General features: G+C 71.7%; 13 protein-coding genes. 4 read left to right on the top strand and 9 right to left on the bottom strand.

Going from position 1 to position 18,304, the window contains the following annotated elements; translation table 11 throughout:
• Window positions 1-84: 84 nt before the first annotated feature.
• Window positions 85-831: a TetR/AcrR family transcriptional regulator gene (locus tag AC3IX6_RS24800; RefSeq protein WP_489364712.1), complete on the top strand. Its 747-nt coding sequence runs from the start codon at window positions 85-87 to the stop codon at window positions 829-831.
• Here the strand turns inward: AC3IX6_RS24800 and AC3IX6_RS24795 are convergent.
• A complete protein-coding gene (locus tag AC3IX6_RS24795) occupies window positions 809-2,068 on the bottom strand; it encodes a cation:proton antiporter (protein WP_489371550.1) in 1,260 nt (419 codons plus the stop codon). The genes AC3IX6_RS24800 and AC3IX6_RS24795 overlap by 23 nt on opposite strands.
• 188 nt (window positions 2,069-2,256) lie before the next feature.
• On the opposite strand from AC3IX6_RS24795, the gene AC3IX6_RS24790 reads away from it, so the two are divergent.
• Together AC3IX6_RS24790 and AC3IX6_RS24785 are read left to right on the top strand one after the other, a co-directional pair.
• Window positions 2,257-2,490, top strand: a complete 234-nt coding sequence (locus tag AC3IX6_RS24790) for a heavy-metal-associated domain-containing protein (protein WP_489364710.1) — start codon at window positions 2,257-2,259, stop codon at window positions 2,488-2,490.
• Between the two features lie 105 nt (window positions 2,491-2,595).
• A complete protein-coding gene (locus tag AC3IX6_RS24785) occupies window positions 2,596-4,908 on the top strand; it encodes a heavy metal translocating P-type ATPase (RefSeq protein ID WP_489364708.1) in 2,313 nt (770 codons plus the stop codon).
• A 302-nt stretch (window positions 4,909-5,210) separates the two neighbouring features.
• On the opposite strand, the gene AC3IX6_RS24780 is transcribed toward AC3IX6_RS24785, so the two are convergent.
• Both AC3IX6_RS24780 and recD2 read right to left on the bottom strand, forming a co-directional pair.
• The gene (locus tag AC3IX6_RS24780) at window positions 5,211-6,500 is read right to left on the bottom strand and encodes a citrate synthase (protein ID WP_243335006.1); all 1,290 of its coding nucleotides are present in this window, start codon (window positions 6,498-6,500) and stop codon (window positions 5,211-5,213) included.
• A gap of 183 nt (window positions 6,501-6,683) precedes the next feature.
• Window positions 6,684-8,912 (bottom strand): SF1B family DNA helicase RecD2, encoded by a 2,229-nt coding sequence (gene recD2 / locus AC3IX6_RS24775; RefSeq protein ID WP_489371549.1) that lies wholly within the window; start codon window positions 8,910-8,912, stop codon window positions 6,684-6,686.
• Window positions 8,913-9,276: 364 nt separating this feature from the next.
• Here recD2 and AC3IX6_RS24770 point away from each other — a divergent pair, with 364 nt between their 5' ends.
• On the top strand, window positions 9,277-9,879 hold the full coding sequence (locus AC3IX6_RS24770; protein ID WP_489364706.1) for a DUF937 domain-containing protein: 603 nt from the start codon (window positions 9,277-9,279) through the stop codon (window positions 9,877-9,879).
• A 103-nt stretch (window positions 9,880-9,982) separates the two neighbouring features.
• On the opposite strand, the gene AC3IX6_RS24765 is transcribed toward AC3IX6_RS24770, so the two are convergent.
• The 6 genes from AC3IX6_RS24765 to AC3IX6_RS24740 all read right to left on the bottom strand — a co-directional run bounded on the left by AC3IX6_RS24765 (window position 9,983) and on the right by AC3IX6_RS24740 (window position 18,300).
• Window positions 9,983-10,357 (bottom strand): nuclear transport factor 2 family protein, encoded by a 375-nt coding sequence (locus tag AC3IX6_RS24765; RefSeq protein ID WP_489364705.1) that lies wholly within the window; start codon window positions 10,355-10,357, stop codon window positions 9,983-9,985.
• An 83-nt stretch (window positions 10,358-10,440) separates the two neighbouring features.
• On the bottom strand, window positions 10,441-11,667 hold the full coding sequence (locus AC3IX6_RS24760) for an aminotransferase-like domain-containing protein (protein WP_489364703.1): 1,227 nt from the start codon (window positions 11,665-11,667) through the stop codon (window positions 10,441-10,443).
• A complete protein-coding gene (locus AC3IX6_RS24755; RefSeq protein WP_489364701.1) occupies window positions 11,664-13,004 on the bottom strand; it encodes an MFS transporter in 1,341 nt (446 codons plus the stop codon). The genes AC3IX6_RS24760 and AC3IX6_RS24755 overlap by 4 nt, the downstream gene beginning before the upstream one ends.
• Window positions 13,001-15,613 carry an ATP-grasp domain-containing protein gene (locus AC3IX6_RS24750; RefSeq protein ID WP_489364699.1) on the bottom strand — a complete coding sequence of 871 codons (2,613 nt, stop codon included), beginning with the start codon at window positions 15,611-15,613 and terminating at the stop codon, window positions 13,001-13,003. Before AC3IX6_RS24750 ends, AC3IX6_RS24755 begins: the two co-directional genes overlap by 4 nt.
• 108 nt (window positions 15,614-15,721) lie before the next feature.
• Complete coding sequence (locus tag AC3IX6_RS24745) at window positions 15,722-16,990, bottom strand: ATP-grasp domain-containing protein (protein ID WP_489364697.1); 1,269 nt, start codon at window positions 16,988-16,990, stop codon at window positions 15,722-15,724.
• On the bottom strand, window positions 16,987-18,300 hold the full coding sequence (locus tag AC3IX6_RS24740; protein ID WP_489364695.1) for an amidohydrolase: 1,314 nt from the start codon (window positions 18,298-18,300) through the stop codon (window positions 16,987-16,989). Before AC3IX6_RS24740 ends, AC3IX6_RS24745 begins: the two co-directional genes overlap by 4 nt.
• Window positions 18,301-18,304: the final 4 nt, after the last annotated feature.

Here is an 18,304-nt window from a genome sequence, read left to right as displayed (position 1 = left end):
GTCGCTCGCGTTCTTCAAGAATGCGAGCGATCTCTCGCGTTTGTCAATCACCCACGGGAAGCAACGGGAAGCAAGGGATTGGACATGCGGGAGACCTCTCGGGCCAAGAGCGCGGACAAAGCGGGTGAACCGACCGGGAAGGTCGCGCCGGAGACCGGGCCGGCGACCACGCCGGGGCCCGGGCCCGAACCAGCCGCGGAAGCCGCCCCCCGCCGCCGCCAGGCCCGCGGTGAGCGCCGGATCGCCCAGCTCCTGACGGCCGCCGCCGGGGTGTTCTGCCGTACGGGTTACGCGGCGGCCAGCACCAACGCCATCGCCCGCGAGGCCGGCGTCTCCCCGGGCACGCTCTACCAGTTCTTCCCGAACAAGGAGGCCATCGCCGTAGAGCTCGGCGGGCACCTCCTCCAGCGCGCCCACGAGGCGCACGGCCGGGCCTTCCTCCCCGAGAACCTGGACCGGCCGCTGCCCGAACTCCTCGACGCCGTCCTGGATCCGGTCATCGCCTTCAACTGTGAGAACCCGGCCTTCCTGGCACTCATGCACGGCTCCGGCATCCCCGGCATCGCCCAGGAACACGACGAGCTGCACGTCGGCATGCTGACCCGCGTCGAAGGGGTGCTGCGCGCATGCGTCGGCCCGGCAGCCGACGGCGCCCCCGCCACCGACACCGAGCTCACCCAGGTCGCCACGATGGTGCTCGGCATCGTCAAGATCTCGCTCGAACTGATCCTGGCCAGCGAGGGCGCGGAACGGGCCGCGTACGTCACGGAACTGAAGACCGTCCTGTTCCGCTACCTGGACCCGATGATCACCACGCCTCCTCCTCGCTGACCATCTGCCCGACACCCCCGGACCCCGGCCCGCCGGGCCCGGACCCCGGCCCGGACCCGGTCCCGCCACCGGATCCCGCCCGCAACCGCAGCCCCACCAGCGGGAAGACCAGTACGGACACCATCCCGGCCCCGACCAGCGCCGCGGCCTCCCCCGACTCCAGCTTTCCGGCCTGCACGCCCAGGGTGGTGATCGCCACCACCAGCGGCAGCGCCGTGGAGCCGAACAGCACCAGCGCCGACCGGTCCTTGCGCCCGAGGTCCCGGGGGGCCAGCAGCCACATCGGGAGCCCGCGCACCACGAGGAAGAGCAGCAGGAACACCGGCAGCAGCAGGAGCGCCCACCCGCCCCCGAGCAGCGCCGCCAGGTCGAACTCGATCCCGGTGACCACGAAGAACAGCGGCACCAGGAAGCCGAAACCGAAGGCCTCCACCTTCGAGAGGACGGCCTCACTGCTCTCCGGGGCGGCCCCGTGCAGCACGAGCCGGGTGATCAGCCCGGCGGCGAAGGCACCGAGCAGGACGTCGAGGCCGAGCACCTCGGAGAGCGCCAGGAACGCCACGAGGATCAGCACCACCAGGCGCACCGCGAACTGCCCGCTGCTGTGCAGGGTCTTGGCGATGACCCGGGCGAACCACGGCGGCTTGGGCCGCATCGCCCAGAACACGGCGGCTGCCGTGAGCACCGCGAAGCCGATCAGCAGCGCCGCCGACTGCCCCGGCGCCCGCCCGCTGAGCAGCAGGGCCATCGCGATGATCGGCCCGAACTCGCCGACCGCGCCCATCGCCATCATCACCGAGCCGAACCGGCTCTGGAGGTCCCCCGAGTCCCGCAGGACCGGCAGGATCGTACCGAGGGCGGTACTGGTGAGCGCGGTGCCGATGTAGACGCCCTTCTCGAATCCGCCGCCCGACAGCAGCAGCCCGAGCCCGAGCCCGAGCGCGAGGGCGGCCACCCAGGCCCACACCGACCGCTTCAGGGTGTCGCCCTTGACCTGGGCGAACTGGATCTCGTAGCCGGCCAGGAAGATCAGCATCGCGAGCCCGAGCTCACTGAGCACGTCGATGACATCGGTGGAGTGCGCCCAGCCGAGGACGTCGGGTCCGACCAGGACGCCCAGGACGATCTCGAAGATCACCAGCGGAACGGGGAGCCAGCGCGAGACCCCGTACGCGAGCAAGGGCGCGAGGACCGCGATCGACATGATCAGGATGAGAGTGGTCCCCGAGTGCACCATGTGTGCCATTTACATACGGTTCTGGCTGATTGTCCACCGCAAAAGATCTCGCCGGGTGCTCGCATTGATACCCCCTAGGGGTATAGTCTCGAAGTGTCGGGATGAACGGTGGACACTCCACGAGCGATCCAAAAGAGATCCGCCGCCCCTTCCGGCCCCCCGGAAACGCCCTTGCAGAGGAGAACGACATGAGCGCCGACACGGACACCCAGACCACCACCGTCTACCGGGTGACCGGCATGACCTGCGGGCACTGCGAGGGCGCGGTCACCGCCGAACTCTCCGCCCTGGCGGGCGTCAGCTCGGTCAAGGCCGTCGCCGCGACCGGCGAGGTCACCGTGGTCTCGGCCACCCCGCTCGACGAGGCCGCCGTGCGCGCCGCCGTCGACGAGGCCGGCTACGAGTTCGCCGGCCAGGCCTGAGCACCCTCCTCTTCCGCAGCATCCGCAGCAGCAGCACCCCGCCGGGCCGTACCGGCCAGCTCATACTGGTTCCGTACGGCCCGGCCCACCTCTGGAGCCCGGATCATGAGCAGCAGCACAGTGCACGACGGACCCATAGCGGCGGCCGGCGCGACCGGCGCCGCCGGGCCGACCGCCCGGCCCGCGGCCGAGGTCGAGCTGACCATCGGCGGGATGACCTGCGCCTCCTGCGCGGCCCGCATCGAGAAGAAGCTGAACCGGATGGACGGGGTCACCGCCTCGGTGAACTACGCCACCGAGAAGGCCAAGGTCTCCTACGGCGCCGACGTGCAGGTCGCCGACCTCATCGCGACGGTCGTCAAGACCGGCTACACCGCCGAGGAGCCCCCGCCGCCGGAGCCCGAGCCGGAATCCGAGGCCCGGGACGCATCGCCCCAGGAGGCGCGCGACCCCGAACTGGCCGCGCTGCGCCAGCGCCTGCTGGTCTCCGTGACGCTCTCGCTGCCCGTCGTCCTGCTCGCGATGATTCCGGCCCTCCAGTTCGACAACTGGCAGTGGCTCTCGCTGACCCTGGCCGCCCCCGTCGTCGTCTGGGGCGCACTCCCCTTCCACAAGGCCGCCTGGACCAACGCCCGGCACGGCGCCGCCACCATGGACACCCTGGTCTCCGTGGGCACCGGGGCCGCCTTCGCCTGGTCGCTGTGGGCCCTGTTCTTCGGCCACGCCGGAATGCCCGGGATGCGCCACGGCTTCGACTTCAGCGTCTCCCGTACGGACGGCTCCTCGGCGATCTACCTGGAAGTGGCGGCCGGAGTCGTCAGCTTCATCCTGCTCGGCCGGTACCTGGAGGCCCGCTCCAAGCGGAAGGCCGGCGCGGCCCTCAAGGCCCTGATGCGGCTCGGCGCCAAGGACGTGGCCGTCCTGCGCGGCGGCACCGAGGTGCGCATCCCCGTGAGCGCGCTCGCCGTGGGCGACCGGTTCCTCGTCCGGCCCGGCGAGAAGATCGCCACCGACGGCACGGTCGTCGAGGGCAGCTCCGCCGTGGACGCCGCCATGCTGACCGGTGAATCGGTCCCGGTCGAGGTCACCGTGGGCGACACCGTCACCGGAGCCACCGTCAACACCTCGGGACGCCTCGTCGTCGAGGCCACCCGCGTCGGCTCGGACACCCAGCTCGCCCGGATGGCCAAGCTGGTCGAGGACGCGCAGAACGGCAAGGCCGAGGTGCAGCGCCTCGCCGACCGGATCTCCGGGGTCTTCGTCCCGGTCGTGCTCGTCCTGGCCCTGGGCACCTGGGTCACCTGGCTGCTGATCACCGACAACCCGACGGCCGCCTTCACCGCCGCCGTGGCCGTCCTGATCATCGCCTGCCCGTGCGCCCTGGGCCTGGCCACCCCGACCGCGCTGATGGTCGGCACCGGCCGGGGCGCGCAGCTCGGCATCCTGATCAAGGGCCCCGAGGTACTGGAGTCCACCCGCCGCGTGGACACCGTCGTCCTGGACAAGACGGGCACCGTGACCACCGGCCGGATGACCCTGATCGCCGCCCACCCCGCCGAGGGCGTGGACCCGACCGAACTGCTGCGCCTGGCCGGGTCCCTGGAGTACGCCTCCGAGCACCCGATCGCCCGGGCCGTCGCGGCGGGCGCCGCGGAGCTCCCCGGCGGCCTGTCGGTCCCCGAGGGCTTCGAGAACCACGGCGGTCTCGGTGTCCAGGGCGTGGTCGACGGCCACGCCGTCCTGGTGGGCCGCGAGAAGCTGCTCGCCGACTGGTCGATCGCGCTGCCCGCCGCCCTCGCCGAGGTCAAGGCGGCCGCCGAGGCCGAGGGTTCCACCGCCGTGCTGGTCGCCTGGGACGGGGAGGCCCGCGGGGTGCTGACCGTGGCCGACGCGGTCAAGGAGACCAGCGCCGAGGCCGTGTCCCGGCTGCGGGCGCTGGGGCTGACCCCGGTCCTGCTGACGGGCGACAACGAGGCCGTGGCGCGGACCGTGGCCCGCGCGGTGGGCATCGACGAGGTCATCGCCGAGGTGCTCCCGCAGGACAAGGTGGATGTCGTGCGCCGGCTGCAGGCCGAGGGCCGTACGGTCGCCATGGTCGGCGACGGGGTCAACGATGCCGCCGCGCTGGCCCAGGCCGACCTGGGCCTGGCCATGGGCACCGGCACCGACGCGGCGATCGAGGCGAGCGATCTGACCCTCGTACGGGGCGACTTGCGGGTGGCGGCGGACGCGATCCGGCTCTCGCGCCGGACCCTGGCCACCATCAAGGGCAACCTCTTCTGGGCCTTCGGCTACAACGTCGCGGCGCTGCCGCTGGCCGCCGCCGGACTGCTCAACCCGATGATCGCGGGGGCCGCGATGGCCTTCTCCTCGGTCTTCGTGGTCACCAACAGCCTGCGGCTGCGGTCCTTCCGCTAGTGATCAGCCTTCACGTCTCGCGCACGCCGCCTTCACACGAGACGCAGATCACAGGGACCCCGACGTAACCTTCGGACACCCTCACGGGTCTAATGGGGCGATGCCGGAAACGTGTTGGGACGACTACACGTTGCTTCGGCACGCAGACACCCGGTCCGGGTCCCGTGGGGGGAATCCGTTCCGGGGTAAGGAAAGCGCCCCGACCTTCGACCCGTGGGGGGATCGATGGCGGGGCGCTTTTCCTGTACTACGAGTACTACGGGGCCTACGAGTCCTGCGGGTGCTGCGGCTCGAACCTCGGGTCAGCGGGACTCGACCGGAACGAAGTCGCGCAGGACCTCGCCGGTGTAGATCTGGCGCGGGCGGCCGATGCGGGAGCCGGGCTCCTTGATCATCTCGTGCCACTGGGCGATCCAGCCGGGCAGCCGGCCGATCGCGAAGAGCACGGTGAACATCTCGGTCGGGAAGCCCATGGCCCGGTAGATCAGGCCGGTGTAGAAGTCGACGTTCGGGTAGAGGTTGCGCTCGACGAAGTACTCGTCGGCCAGCGCGTGCTCTTCCAGCTTCAGGGCGATGTCGAGGAGCTCGTCGTCCTTGCCGAGCGCCGAGAGGACATCGTGCGCCGCCGCCTTGATGATCTTCGCCCGGGGGTCGAAGCTCTTGTAGACGCGGTGTCCGAAGCCCATGAGGCGGACGCCGTCTTCCTTGTTCTTCACCTTGCGGATGAAGGCGTCGACGTCGCCGCCGTCGTTCTTGATGCCCTCGAGCATCTCCAGAACCGACTGGTTGGCGCCACCGTGCAGCGGACCCCACAGGGCCGAGATGCCGGCGGAGATCGAGGCGAACATGTTCGCCTGCGAGGAGCCGACCAGACGCACGGTGGACGTCGAGCAGTTCTGCTCGTGGTCCGCGTGCAGGATCAGCAGCTTGTCGAGCGCGGCGACCACGACCGGGTCCAGGTCGTACTCCTGGGCCGGCACGGAGAAGGTCATGCGCAGGAAGTTCTCGACGTAGCCGAGGTCGTTGCGCGGGTAGACCACCGGGTGGCCGACCGACTTCTTGTACGCGTACGCCGCGATCGTCGGGAGCTTGGCCAGCAGCCGGATCGTCGAGAGGTTGCGCTGCTTCTCGTCGAACGGGTTGTGGCTGTCCTGGTAGAACGTCGACAGCGCGCTGACCACGGAGGACAGCATCGCCATCGGGTGCGCGTCGCGCGGGAAGCCGTCGTAGAAGCGCTTCACGTCCTCGTGCAGCAGCGTGTGCTGGGTGATCTCGTTGCGGAACGACGCGAGCTGGTCGACGGTCGGCAGCTCCCCGTTGATCAGCAGGTAGGCGACCTCGATGAAGGTCGAGCGCTCCGCCAGCTGCTCGATCGGGTAACCGCGGTAGCGCAGGATGCCCTGCTCACCGTCGAGGTAAGTAATGGCGGACTTATAGGCGGCGGTGTTTCCGTAGCCGCTGTCCAGGGTGACCAGCCCGGTCTGAGCCCTGAGCTTCGAGATGTCGAAGCCCTGGTCACCGACGGTGCTCTCGACCACCGGGTAGGTGTATTCACCGTCCGCGTACCGCAGTACTACAGAGTTGTCGCTCACGTCATCCCTCACCGACGTAGTGCCTCTTCTTCGAGGTGCCCTGACTGCCTCTACCTTCCCCCATTTGGCGCAGGTGAGTGCACTCGGGGTCGAGCTTTGGTGTTTTTGACGGCACTCAGTGCCGCCAGCGTGCACATCCTGCCCCCTCCGCAACCGTTGTAGGAACCCCAAATGATCGATCATCTAGGTGATGTTTCCCACCGGTATGCGGCCGGACAGTCTGGGGGCGACGGCCGTGTACCTCCTGCCTGCGGAAACGGTACGCACCGCCTGGCTCAAGGCTTTGCGGGACCCGACCAGGACGACCAGTTTCTTCGCCCGGGTGACCGCCGTGTAGAGCAAGTTCCGTTGGAGCATCATCCAAGCACCGGTCGTGACGGGGATCACGACGGCCGGATATTCACTCCCCTGGGAACGGTGAATGGTGACGGCGTACGCGTGGGCCAGCTCGTCGAGCTCCGCGAACTCGTAGGCCACTTCCTCGTCTTCGTCCGTGCGCACCGTCAGCCGCTGTTCCTCCAGGTCAAGCCCGGTGACCACGCCGACCGTGCCGTTGAAGACCCCGTTCGCGCCCTTGTCGTAGTTGTTCCGGATCTGGGTGACCTTGTCGCCGACCCGGAAGACGCGGCCGCCGAACCGCTTCTCGGGCAGGTTCGGCCGGGCCGGCGTGATGGCCTGCTGGAGCAGCGCGTTGAGGTTTCCGGCGCCGGCCGGGCCGCGGTGCATGGGGGCGAGGACCTGGATGTCCCGCCTCGGGTCGAGGCCGAATCTGGCCGGAATACGACGGGCGGCGACGTCCACGGCGAGCTTTCCGGCCTCCTCGGTGTCCTCCTCGGGAAAGAGGAAGAAGTCGGGCAGCCCGTCGGTGATCGGCGGCAGGCCGGTGTTGATCCGGTGGGCGTTGGTCACCACCCCGGACTGCTGGGCCTGCCGGAAGATGGTGGTCAGCCGGACGGCCGGGACCGGCCCGCCCTCGGCGAGCAGATCGCGCAGCACCTCCCCCGCCCCGACCGAGGGCAACTGGTCCACGTCCCCGACCAGCAGCAGGTGGGCACCCGGTGCCACGGCCTTGACCAGCTTGTTCGCCAGCAGCAGGTCGAGCATCGAGGCCTCGTCCACGACGACCAGGTCCGCGTCGAGCGGCCGCTCCCGGTCGTACGCCGCGTCCCCGCCGGGCTTCAGTTCCAGGAGCCGGTGCACGGTGGAGGCCTCGGCCCCGGTGAGCTCGGCCAGCCGCTTCGCGGCCCGGCCCGTGGGGGCGGCGAGGACGACCTTGGCCTTCTTGGCCCGGGCCAGCTCCACGATCGAGCGGACGGTGAAGGACTTCCCGCAGCCCGGGCCTCCGGTGAGGACCGCGACCCGGCGGGTGAGGGCGAGCCGGACGGCGTCCCGCTGCGCGGGGGCCAGCGTGGCTCCGGTCCGGCCGGCGAGCCAGCCCAGGGCCTTGTCCCAGTCCACGTCCCGGAAGGCGGGCAGCCGGTCCTCGTCCGCGTTCAGGAGGCGGCGCACCTGACCGGCCAGGGACAGCTCGGCACGGTGGAACGGCACCAGGTACACGGCGGTGAGGGGGTCCGGGCCGCCCTGCGGGTCCGGCACGGATTCCCGTACGACCCCTTCCGGATCGGCGGCGAGCTCGGCCAGGCAGTCGATGACCAGCCCGGTGTCCACCTGGAGCAGCTTGACCCCGTCGGCGATGAGCCGGTCCTCGGGCAGGAAGCAGTGCCCCTGGTCGGCGGACTGGGACAGGGCGTACTGGAGGCCGGCCTTGACCCGCTCCGGACTGTCGTGCGGGATCCCGACGGCCTGTGCGATGCGGTCGGCGGTGAGGAAGCCGATGCCCCAGACGTCGGCGGCGAGCCGGTACGGCTGGTTCTTCACCACGGAGATGGAGGCGTCGGCGTACTTCTTGTAGATGCGCACCGCGATGGAGGTGGAGACGCCGACCCCCTGGAGGAAGACCATGACCTCCTTGATGGCCTTCTGCTCCTCCCAGGCGGCGCCGATCAGCTTGGTCCGCTTGGGGCCGAGGCCGGGCACTTCGATCAGCCGCTTCGGCTGCTCCTCGATGACGTCGAGGGTGTCGAGTCCGAAGTGCTCCACGATCCGGTCGGCGATCTTCGGGCCGATGCCCTTGATCAGGCCGGAGCCTAGGTAGCGCCGGATGCCCTGGATGGTCGCGGGCAGCAGCGTCGTGTAGTTCTCCACGGTGAACTGCCTGCCGTACTGGGCGTGCGAGCCCCAGCGGCCCTCCATGCGCAGGGATTCACCCGGCTGGGCCCCGAGGAGGGATCCCACGACCGTGAGCAGGTCGCCGGCGCCACGGCCGGTGTCCACCCGGGCGACCGTGTAGCCGCTCTCCTCGTTGGCGTAGGTGATGCGCTCCAGCACGCCCTCGACCACCGCCGGTGCCATGGCCGCGTTCGTCGTCATGGCCCGAAGCTACAGCCCGGGTGCGACAGGTCCACCAGGCCTGTGGAAATCCGGGCGGCGACCGCCGCAACCCCGTGCGGCGAACCAGGAGTCGAGCCGAGAGCCGAACCACAGAACGAACCAAAAGGGGGTCCCGCCTTCCGGCCGGACCCCCTCACGGTTACCCCTCCCTCATCGGACTTCCCGATCCCCCCGGATCCCCCCCGGAAGTCCCGACGCACCATACGACCCGCCACCCCTGCTCTTGGTTGCACGCGGATCCGGAACTTTACCTTTCCATTACCCAACGGGGCTCCGGAGGCCATCCGAGGTGCCGCCGAATCGCCACAGAAGTAGCGTTTCAGGCATGAGCGAACCTTCCTTCCAGGACGACGTGCTGACCGAACTCGGCGACGACCGGCTGACCGAGATCGCCGGCCTCCTCGGCACCGACACCAACGGCGCCCGCGACACCGTCGCGGCCACGGTCGGGGCGATGACCGGCGACCTCCAGCAGAAGGCCGACGCCGATGACGACGACGGCAACGAGGTCCGCCAGGCCTTCGCCGAGGTCACCCAGGCCCCGCTGGAGGGCGTGGCCACCCTCGGCGGCGGCCTGGGCGGCATGCTCAGCGGCGGGATGATGGCCGGGGTGCTCGCCAAGGTGAGCAAGCCCGTGGCCAATGCCGTCTCGAAGAAGACCGGCATCCCCGCACCCACCGTCGCCCGGGTCATCGAGCTGCTGATCCCGGTCCTGCTGGCGGTCTTCGCCAAGCGCGCGGCCGGGAAGGCCGGGGGCGCGGGTGCCGGGGCCCCGACGGCGGCCGGCGGCGAGTCCCCGATCCCCTCGCCGGGAGCGGTCCCGGGAGCGGCGGGCGCGGCCCCCGCGGGTCCGGCCGGCGCCGCCCCGGCGGCCGGCGGCAGCCTCGGCGACCTGCTCGGGCAGATCCTCGGCGGCGGCAAGAAGTAGCCGGGTTCTTCAAGCAGCGCCTCACCCGTTCGGACGAAACGGCCCCGGGTCGGGTCCGGACCGCCCCCCGGCGGTCCGGACCCGACCCGGATTCGGACACCGGTCAGATCGCCGGACGGTAGAAGAAGGTCTTGCGGCGCTCGATCCTGCCGTCGCGCACGAGGTAGGTGTCGGCGAAGGCCTCGTCCAGGGCCGTGCCGTCCTTGTCGGCGCCCTGGAAGCGCCCCCAGCAGGCGGCCGCGGCGAGGCCCCCGGTCACCTGGGTCACCTCGTGGGCGCCCGAGGTGATGATCCGTTCGTGCTCGTAGAACCGGCGGATCCGGTCGAGACCCTCCAGCGCCGGGTAGCCCGGCCGTTCGTACACGGCGTCCGGCGCGAAGACCTCGCCGAGCCGGTCCCACGAGCGGGTGTCGATCACCTGGAACAGCCGGGCCACCAGGGATTCGGCGGTCACCGGTGCGGGCGACGTCGTTGTCACGGCCTTGCTCCTTAGGGGTGGGGACGGTGCGGAACGGAGAAAGAAGTAAGAAGAAAGAAGGAAGGTGCGGGTGCGCGCAGGGGTCACGGCCCGTCGGCGAGGGCCTTCTCCCAGGCCGCGGCCAGTCGCGAAACCCCTTCCCGGCGCTGCGCGCCGTCCAGGGAGGCGAAGGACAGCCGCAGGACCCGCGAGCCGTCCTCCTCTATGCAGAAGGGCGTACCGGGCACGATGGCCACCCCCTGCGCCAGCGCGTGCTCGTACAGCGCGTCCGAGCCCACCCGGGGGTCGGTCAGGCGGCACCAGAAGAAGAGCCCGCCGCGCGGCCGCTCGAATTCCAGCCAGGGCAGCCGCTCGCGCAGCAGGGTCTCCATGGCGCGGGCCCGGCCGCCGTACAGCGTGCGCAGGCCCGCCAGATGGGCCGGCAGGAACTCCGGGTCCCCCAGCAGATCGGCCAGCAGGTACTGGCCGAAGGTGTTGGTCTGGAGGTCCCCGCACTGCTTGGCGGCGACCAGCTCCCCGATCAGTTCGGCCGGGGCGACCAGCCCGGCCACCCGCAGCCCCGGGCAGACCGTCTTGGAGAGGCTCATCAGCCGGACCACCCGCCCGCTGTGGACGTCGGTGGACGGCAGCCGGCTCCCCTCGAAGGCCAGGTCCCCGTACGGGTCGTCCTCGACGACGAGGAAGCCGAACCGCTCGGCCAGTGCGGCCAGGTGGCGGCGCCGCTCCTCGGAGAGCACGGCTCCGGTGGGGTTGTGGAAGTGCGGCACGACGTAGACCAGCTTGGGCCGTGCCCCGGCGAGGAGGCGCTGCTCCAGTACGTCGGTGCGCATCCCGTCCGCGTCGCCGGGCACCGGCAGCAGCCGGGCGCCGGCCCGCCGGAAGACCTGTACGGCGCCCAGGTAGCTCGGGTCGTCCAGGGCCACCTCGTCGCCCTCGTCGATGAGGGTCTGGGCGACGAGGTCCAGGCCCTGCTGGCTGCCCGCGGTGACCATCACCCGGTCGGGGCCGGCGGGGGCCCCGGTCGCGCTCGCCCGGGCCGCGATCACCTCGCGCATCGGGGCGATGCCGTCCGTGGGGGCGTACTGGAGGGCCCGTACCGCCGACCCGGCGAACAGCCGGTCGGTGGCCTCGGCGAGCCGGGCCACGGGGAAGCTGTCGGGGGCCGGGATCCCGCCGGCCATGGAGAGCACTCCGGGGGCGGCGGCCGCCGCCAGGATCCGGCTCACCGCGTCGGAGCGGCCCCAGCCGGTCCGGCGGGCGAGCAGGCTCTCGATGCCGCGAAGGGCCGCTGGCTGCTGCGCGATGCTCACCTTGCGTCCGCCTTCCGGGGCTGCGCGACGATCTGGGGCGGGAACTCCTTCAGGCGCCACACCGGCGATTTCAGGACGACCAGGACCGCGGTCAGGAAGAGCGCGGCGGTGACGAAGAGCGTTTCCCGCAGCCCGATGAGGTCGCCGAGCCAGCCGCCCAGCAGGGCGCCGAGCGGGAGCGTCCCCCAGGAGACGAAGCGGTACCCGGCGTTCATCCGGCCCAGGAGGTGATCCGGGGTCATGGACTGGCGCAGGCTGATGATGTGGATGTTGGCCATGGTGCCGCCGGCCCCGATCAGGCCGAAGGCGGCGACGAACAGGGCCAGCGAGAGCGCCCCGCCGTTCGCCGGGGCCGCCGGGATGGCCGCGGGGGCCAGGCAGCACAGCAGGAGCGCCGCCAGGATGGCGTGGCCGAGACCGATCTTCCGCTTGAGCCACTGCGCGAGCATCGAGCCCACCAGCGAGCCCACCGCCCCGGTGCCCAGCAGCAGGCCGATGCCGCCGGGCGAGATGCCGAGCGTGCGGGCCGCGTAGAGCACGAACACCGTCTGGAGGGACATCCAGCACAGGTTGTACAGCCCGGACTGGAGGGCGCAGGCCCGCAGGTGGGCGCTGTCCCAGATGATCCGGATGCCCTCGGCGATGCTGGTCCGGATCCCGGTCCGCTCCTGCTGGGGCACCGGCTCCGGCTCGACGCGCCGTACGGCGAGCAGCGTCAGCACGGAGACGAGGTACGAGATCCCGTTGATCAGCAGCGCGTAGGGGGCGGTGACCCAGCCGATGAGCAGACCGGCGAGGCCCGGCCCGCCGATCTGGGCCAGCGAACTGGTGCCCTGGAGCTTGCTGTTGCCCTCGACCAGGTGCTGCTTGCCGACCAGGGTCGGCAGGTAGGACTGGTAGGAGACGTCGAAGACCACCGTGAGGGTGCCCACGAGCAGCGCGGCGACGTACACGTGCTCGATGCGGAGCAGGTCGAGCACGGCCAGCAGCGGTACCGCGCTGACCAGCAGTGCCCGCCCCACGTTGGCCATGATCATCAGGGGCCTGCGCCGCACCCGGTCGACCCAGACGCCGACCAGGAGGGTGACCATCAGGAACGGGGCGTAGGAGGCGGCGTTGACGAAGCCCACCTGGGAGGAGCTGGCGTCGAGCGTCAGCACCGCGGTGAGCGGCAGCGCCAGGGTCGTGACCTGGGCCCCGACCTGTGAGATCGCCTCCCCGGACCAGAACTTGAGGAACTCCGGGTCCCGCCAGAGCGTGGCGGGTGCGGCGGCGGCCGGTGCTTCGGCCGCCGTCTGCTCCACCGGCTCGGCGGCTCCGTTCCCGATGTCGGTCACTTCGCTTCCACTCCCTCTGCCGCCGGGTCGACGTGGAACGCGCAGCCGATCTGGGCGCCGCGCAGCATGCTCACGATGCCCACGGCCGGGTCGGTGACTCCGCGGGCCAGGGTGCCGGCGTAGCGTCCGTCGACCATCAGCGTTCCGTAGGCGACGGCCATGTCCTCGCAGGTCTCGCCGTCCTCGGAGAGGAACCGCTCGGTGGTCGGCAGCAGGCGGTGCTGGAGGACGTACGGGCCGTCGACGGCCTGACGGAGCTTGGCGACCCATTCCTTCTGGTCGGTGGTCCAGCCGGGGGTGACGCCGACGCCGCCGTAGAGCAGGGTGGGCTTGAGGACCAGGTGGTCCTTGTTGGCGATGGCGTAGGGCAGCAGGTCGATCTTCTCGCCGCCGAAGGTGACCTTCTCGTCGCGGACGAAGCGGGTCCAGGGCAGGATCCGGTCGATCAGCTCGCGCTCGGCCTCGGTGAAGACGGCGCGGTTGCGCTCGTCGCTGAGCATCGCGAGGCTGCCCTTGTTCCCGTACAGCTCGCAGTCGAGCGGGGCGAACAGTTCGACCGTGCCGGCCTCGACGGCGTCGAGCAGCGGGTTGACGAGGTCGTAGGTGCGGGGCTCGTCGGGCATTTCGCCGGGCAGGAACATCCGGTAGACCACGTCGACCTTGCGGCCCTGGTGGAGGACGTTGCCGTGCTCGTAGGCAAAGTCGCCCAGGTGGCAGACGACGGTCTCGAAGCCGAGCCGTTCGAAGGCCGGTACGACGAACTCCATCCAGCACTTGGACTTCTCGAAGCCCTCGGGCCAGTCGGTGATCGCCAGCAGCGGCCGCTCGACGCCTTCGAGGGAGGGGGCCTGGCGGCGCAGCACCTCGGTGATGCGGGCGAGCGGGTCGGGGTAGACCAGGCCCTCGGTGGCCGCGAACTCGGCGAACTCGGCGTCCTGGATCAGGGCGCGGGCGAACTCGCCCATCTGCCAGCCGCCCAGCGAGGAGCCGGTGTTGAGCTCCATGACGCGGAAGCCGCCGGTCTCGCGGTACAGGTCGGCGCGGGAGAGCGGGGCCAACTCGTCCACGGAGCCGCGCAGGACCAGGTCGGCCTGGGTGGGGGACATGCCTACGGCGGTGGCGAAGGCGCGCAGGTCGCCGCCAAAGAGCCGGGCGGGCACCGCCTTGAGCAGTTCGAAGAGGCCGTTCAGGTCGTTCTCCAGGCCCGTGACGTCGGCCTCGCTGAGGAAGACGGGCCGGTTGAGCCCCTCGCCGCCGCCGGCTCCGTAGCGGAACCACTCCACGCCCCGGACTCCGGAGACGGTCTGGCGGGCGGCGGTGCGCTCGTGGTCGAAGAAGCGGCGGGTCACGGCGTTCTCGACGCGGGCGCCGAGCCGGTGTGCGGCGACTCCGGAGACCTCGGTGCGGGAGAGCGCCTCGGCGCGGTCCAGGGCGCGGCGGGTACCGGCCGGGGTCTCGCTGACCGCGACGAGCGCGGCGGAGCGCGGGGTCAGGCCGCGCGGCGGGAGCAGCAGCTCGTCGCCGGGCTCCACGAGGGCGACGGCCTCGGCCAGGTCCTCGACGTCCTCGGGGGCGGGCAGGACGACGCGGTCGACGGCGCCGTCGTAGGCCGGGTAGAGGAAGCGGACCTCGGCGCTCAGCGCGCGGGTCGGGGTGATGTCCGGGGTCTCCTCGAAGGCGATCCGGGCGGCGGCCAGCGGCAGGTCCACGCCGGTGGCGAGCTTGTTGAGGTGCGGGATGAGGTCCCCGCCGAGGCGGCCGTTGAGCTCGATCAGGCGGGGACCCTCCGCGGCGACGCGCAGTTCGGTGTGGGTGACGCCGTAGTCGACTCCGGCCGCGCGGTGCGAGTCCTGGACGAGCCGGGTGACGGCGTCGGCCCAGGGCTCGTGGCGCCAGTCGGTGACCAGGTGGCCGACTTCCTCGAAGTAAGGGTGGGCGCCGAGGCGCTTGCGGGCGACGCACACCGGGGTGGCGACGCCGTCCACGACGACGCTGTCCACGCTCAGTTCGGGGCCCTCGATGAACTCCTCGATCAGGACCGAGGCGGTGGTGCCGGCGCCGCGCAGCCGGCTGGTGGAGGCGAGCCGGAAGGCACGGCGCAGGCCGTCCACGTCGCGGGCCATCATCACGCCGAAGCTGCCGCCGAGGGTGCGGGGCTTGACGACGACGGGGAAGCCGATGGACTCGGCGGCGGCGACGGCCTCGTCCTCGGTGGTGGCCGGGACGTAGCGGACGGCGGCCATGCCGGCCGCTTCCAGGGCCTGGCGGGTGGCGTACTTGTCGCGGCAGATCTTGGCGGCCGCCGGGTCCATGGCCCGCATGCCGAGCTTCTTGGCGACCGAGGACACCGCGACCAGCGACCACTCGTCCCAGGTGACGATCGCGGCGTTGGCGACCTCGCCGCGCAGGTCGGCGACCGGGGCGTACAGCTTGGCGGCGTCCGTGGTGTCGGCGATCCGGTGGGTCTCCACGTAGCGGGCCTGCCAGGTGGGGGCCTCCGGGGCGACGAGGGTCACCTCGTAGTGCTGGGCGAGGGAGGCCAGGGCGTATTCCCGGTACTGCTGTATGCGGCTGCCTACGAGGATGACGCGCTGGCGTTCGGAGGTCATGACGACCACGGTGGGTTCCTTTCCGATGCGGGGCGTGGAGCTGCTTCGCCCCGAAGAACAGGGGTGCGAGAGGGGGTCCTTGGCGAGCACGAGAGGTGTGGTGGGGGGTCAGCCCCCGTCGGCGGACGGGGCTCCGACCGGTACGCAGGTCAGCCGGAAGGAGTTCGCGGACTCGGTGATGGCGGCCTCGACCTCCCGGGTGGTGGCGCCGCGGAAGCGGAAGCGGGTGCCGACGTGCTCGTAGCCGCTGATCGCCGGGGCGGTGGCGCCGACCGGGGTGTGCTTGACGGCGTACGGGAGCCGGCCGGGCGCGGGTTCCCGTACCCAGCCGGCCGCTTCGACCCGGCAGGGGGCGGGGACCGGGAGCGGGAGCAGCAGGTAGCCGCCGACCCCGCCGGTCTTGAGCGGCGGCAGGACCGGGGTCAGGCCGAGCTGGATGTCCACGGCCGCGGCCATCAGGTCGACTCCGTGGACGTCGCGCCAGGTGAAGGGGATCTCCCCGCCGCCCACCCGGGCCCCGCACTCCAGGAAGACCAGCGCGGGCCCGCCGCCGGGCGCCGGGGTGACGAAGGCCTCCAGGTGGAAGACCCAGGGCCGGGAGCCGCCGAGGGCGGGGCCGACCGCGGCGGCGAAGGCCTCGACCGCTTCCAGGAGGGCGGGGTCGTCCTCCTCGACGGAGCCGAGCCAGGTGCCCTGGGTGAAGTCGGCGCAGGTGCCGCCCACATAGCGCGAGACGGTCCAGCTGCCGAGCGAATCGCCTTCCCACAGGCCGTCGATGTGCAGGATCGGCCCGTCCACGTAGCTCTGGACGAGGTGCGGTTCGGCGGCCAGGGCGGCGGCCAGCCCGCCGAGCCCGGACAGTTCGGCGGCGGAGTCGATCTGGACCACGCCCCGGCTGGCGGTGCCGCGGTGCGGTTTGACGACCAGCGGCCAGCCGTGGGCCTCGCCGAAGGCGAGCACGGCGGCCGGGTCGGGGGCGGGGGCGAAGGCGGGGACCGGCAGTCCGGCGGCCTCGGCCGTGCGGCACATGGTCAGCTTGTCGCGGAACACGGCCAGTTCGGCGGTGTGCTGGCCGGGGATCGCGAACTCCTCGCGGATCAGCGCGGCCGTGTCCAGGTCCCCCTCGTTGAGGGCGATCAGCCGCGCCGGGGCGCCGAAGCGGGCCACGAGCCCGGTGACGGCGGCGCGGACGGCGGGCAGGTCGTCGGTCAGGGCGACGGTGGTGACCGCGGCGGCGGTCTCGGGTAACGAGGCACGGCCGAGCCCGGTGCTCACGTAGGTGACGTGGGCGGCGGCGTGGTCCAGGTAGTCGGCGTAGTGCGCGTGGGTGTCCCGCCAGCGGTGCAGGACGATGATGTGCGGCCGGTCGGCGCTCATGCCGTCTCGCCCCCCTCACCCGCGTCGGTGGCGGTGCCGGCGGCGGGCGTCGCGGCAGCGGAGTGCGAGGTGAGCCAGGGCAGTGCCGCCGTGGCCATCGTGCGGACGCCGACGGAGAGCGCGGGTCCGGCGACGGGCGCGAAGGTGGAGGAGTGGTTCTGCGGGAGCTCGTCCAGCTTGCCGGCCGCGAAGGCCTCGCCGAAGGCCTGCGGGTCGAGGCCGCCGTAGAACCAGTACACCGAGGGGACTTGGGCGGCGGAGGCCAGGAGCCCGAAGTCCTCGCTGGCGGTGGTCGGGCCCATCGTCATGACGGCGCCGGCCCCGAAGTGCTCGCGGTGGGCGTCGGCCACCCGCTCGGCGGCCGCGGTGTCGTTGACGGTCATCGGCAGGTGGTAGACGGAGGTGATCTCCGGGTCGGCGGTGGCGCCCGCGGCGGCCGATTCGGCGCGTGCGAGCCGCTCGATGGCCGCGAGGACCTTCTCGCGGACCGGCGCGGAGCTGGTGCGCACGTTGATGCCGAGCTCGGCCGTGTCGGGTATGACCGCGGCGGTGGTGCCGGCGTGCAGCTTGCCGACGGTGACCACCACCGGTTCCTGGGCGGCGATCTCGCGGGAGACCACCGTCTGGAGCCGCAGCACGAGCGAGGCCGCCATCACCACGGGGTCGACGGCCGCCTCGGGCTTGGAGCCGTGGCCGCCGCGCCCGAAGAGCCTGACGGTGATCGAGTCGGTGGCGCCCATGACCACGCCGGGCAGGGTCGCGATGAGCCCGGCCGGGCCGGGGCCCACGTGCGAGCCGAGGATCACGTCGGGGCGCGGGAAGCGCTCGAAGAGGCCGTCCTCGACCATCTCGCGGGCTCCGTAGCCGCTCTCCTCCCCCGGCTGGAAGACGGCGACGACGGTGCCCCGCCAGGCCGCGAGGTTACGGGCGAACAGGGCGCAGGACCCGATCAGCGCGGCCACGTGCAGGTCGTGGCCGCAGGCGTGCATCACCGGGACCTCGGCGCCCGATTCGTCGGTGGCGGTCTCGGTGCTCGCGTAGGGCAGCCCGGTGGCCTCCTTGACGGGCAGCGCGTCCATGTCGGCGCGCAGCATGGCCACCGGTCCCTCGCCGTTGCGCAGGACGGCGACGACGCCGGTGCGGCCGACGCCGGTGGTGATCTCCCAGCCGCCCTGGGCGGTGAGGCGCTCGGCGACGAGGGCTGCCGTCCGCTTCTCCTGGAAGGCGAGTTCGGGGTGGGTGTGCAGCTCGCGGTAGTCGGCCTCCAGGGCCGGCAGCAGCGAGTCGAGACCTTCGAGCAGTGCAGTCATGGCG

This window comes from Streptomyces sp. GL_141 (genome assembly GCF_057834385.1).
This window is presented reverse-complemented; position numbering and strand designations above follow the sequence as displayed.

Coding starts and splice junctions, on each gene's coding strand:
- AC3IX6_RS24750 (WP_489364699.1), bottom strand. CDS start 15,613: ATGACCTCCGAACGCCAGCGCGTCATCCTCGTAGGCAGCCGCATACAG.
- AC3IX6_RS24745 (WP_489364697.1), bottom strand. CDS start 16,990: ATGAGCGCCGACCGGCCGCACATCATCGTCCTGCACCGCTGGCGGGAC.
- recD2 (WP_489371549.1), bottom strand. CDS start 8,912: ATGGCACCGGCGGTGGTCGAGGGCGTGCTGGAGCGCATCACCTACGCC.
- AC3IX6_RS24785 (WP_489364708.1), top strand. CDS start 2,596: ATGAGCAGCAGCACAGTGCACGACGGACCCATAGCGGCGGCCGGCGCG.
- AC3IX6_RS24740 (WP_489364695.1), bottom strand. CDS start 18,300: ATGACTGCACTGCTCGAAGGTCTCGACTCGCTGCTGCCGGCCCTGGAG.
- AC3IX6_RS24800 (WP_489364712.1), top strand. CDS start 85: ATGCGGGAGACCTCTCGGGCCAAGAGCGCGGACAAAGCGGGTGAACCG.
- AC3IX6_RS24790 (WP_489364710.1), top strand. CDS start 2,257: ATGAGCGCCGACACGGACACCCAGACCACCACCGTCTACCGGGTGACC.
- AC3IX6_RS24795 (WP_489371550.1), bottom strand. CDS start 2,068: ATGGTGCACTCGGGGACCACTCTCATCCTGATCATGTCGATCGCGGTC.
- AC3IX6_RS24770 (WP_489364706.1), top strand. CDS start 9,277: ATGAGCGAACCTTCCTTCCAGGACGACGTGCTGACCGAACTCGGCGAC.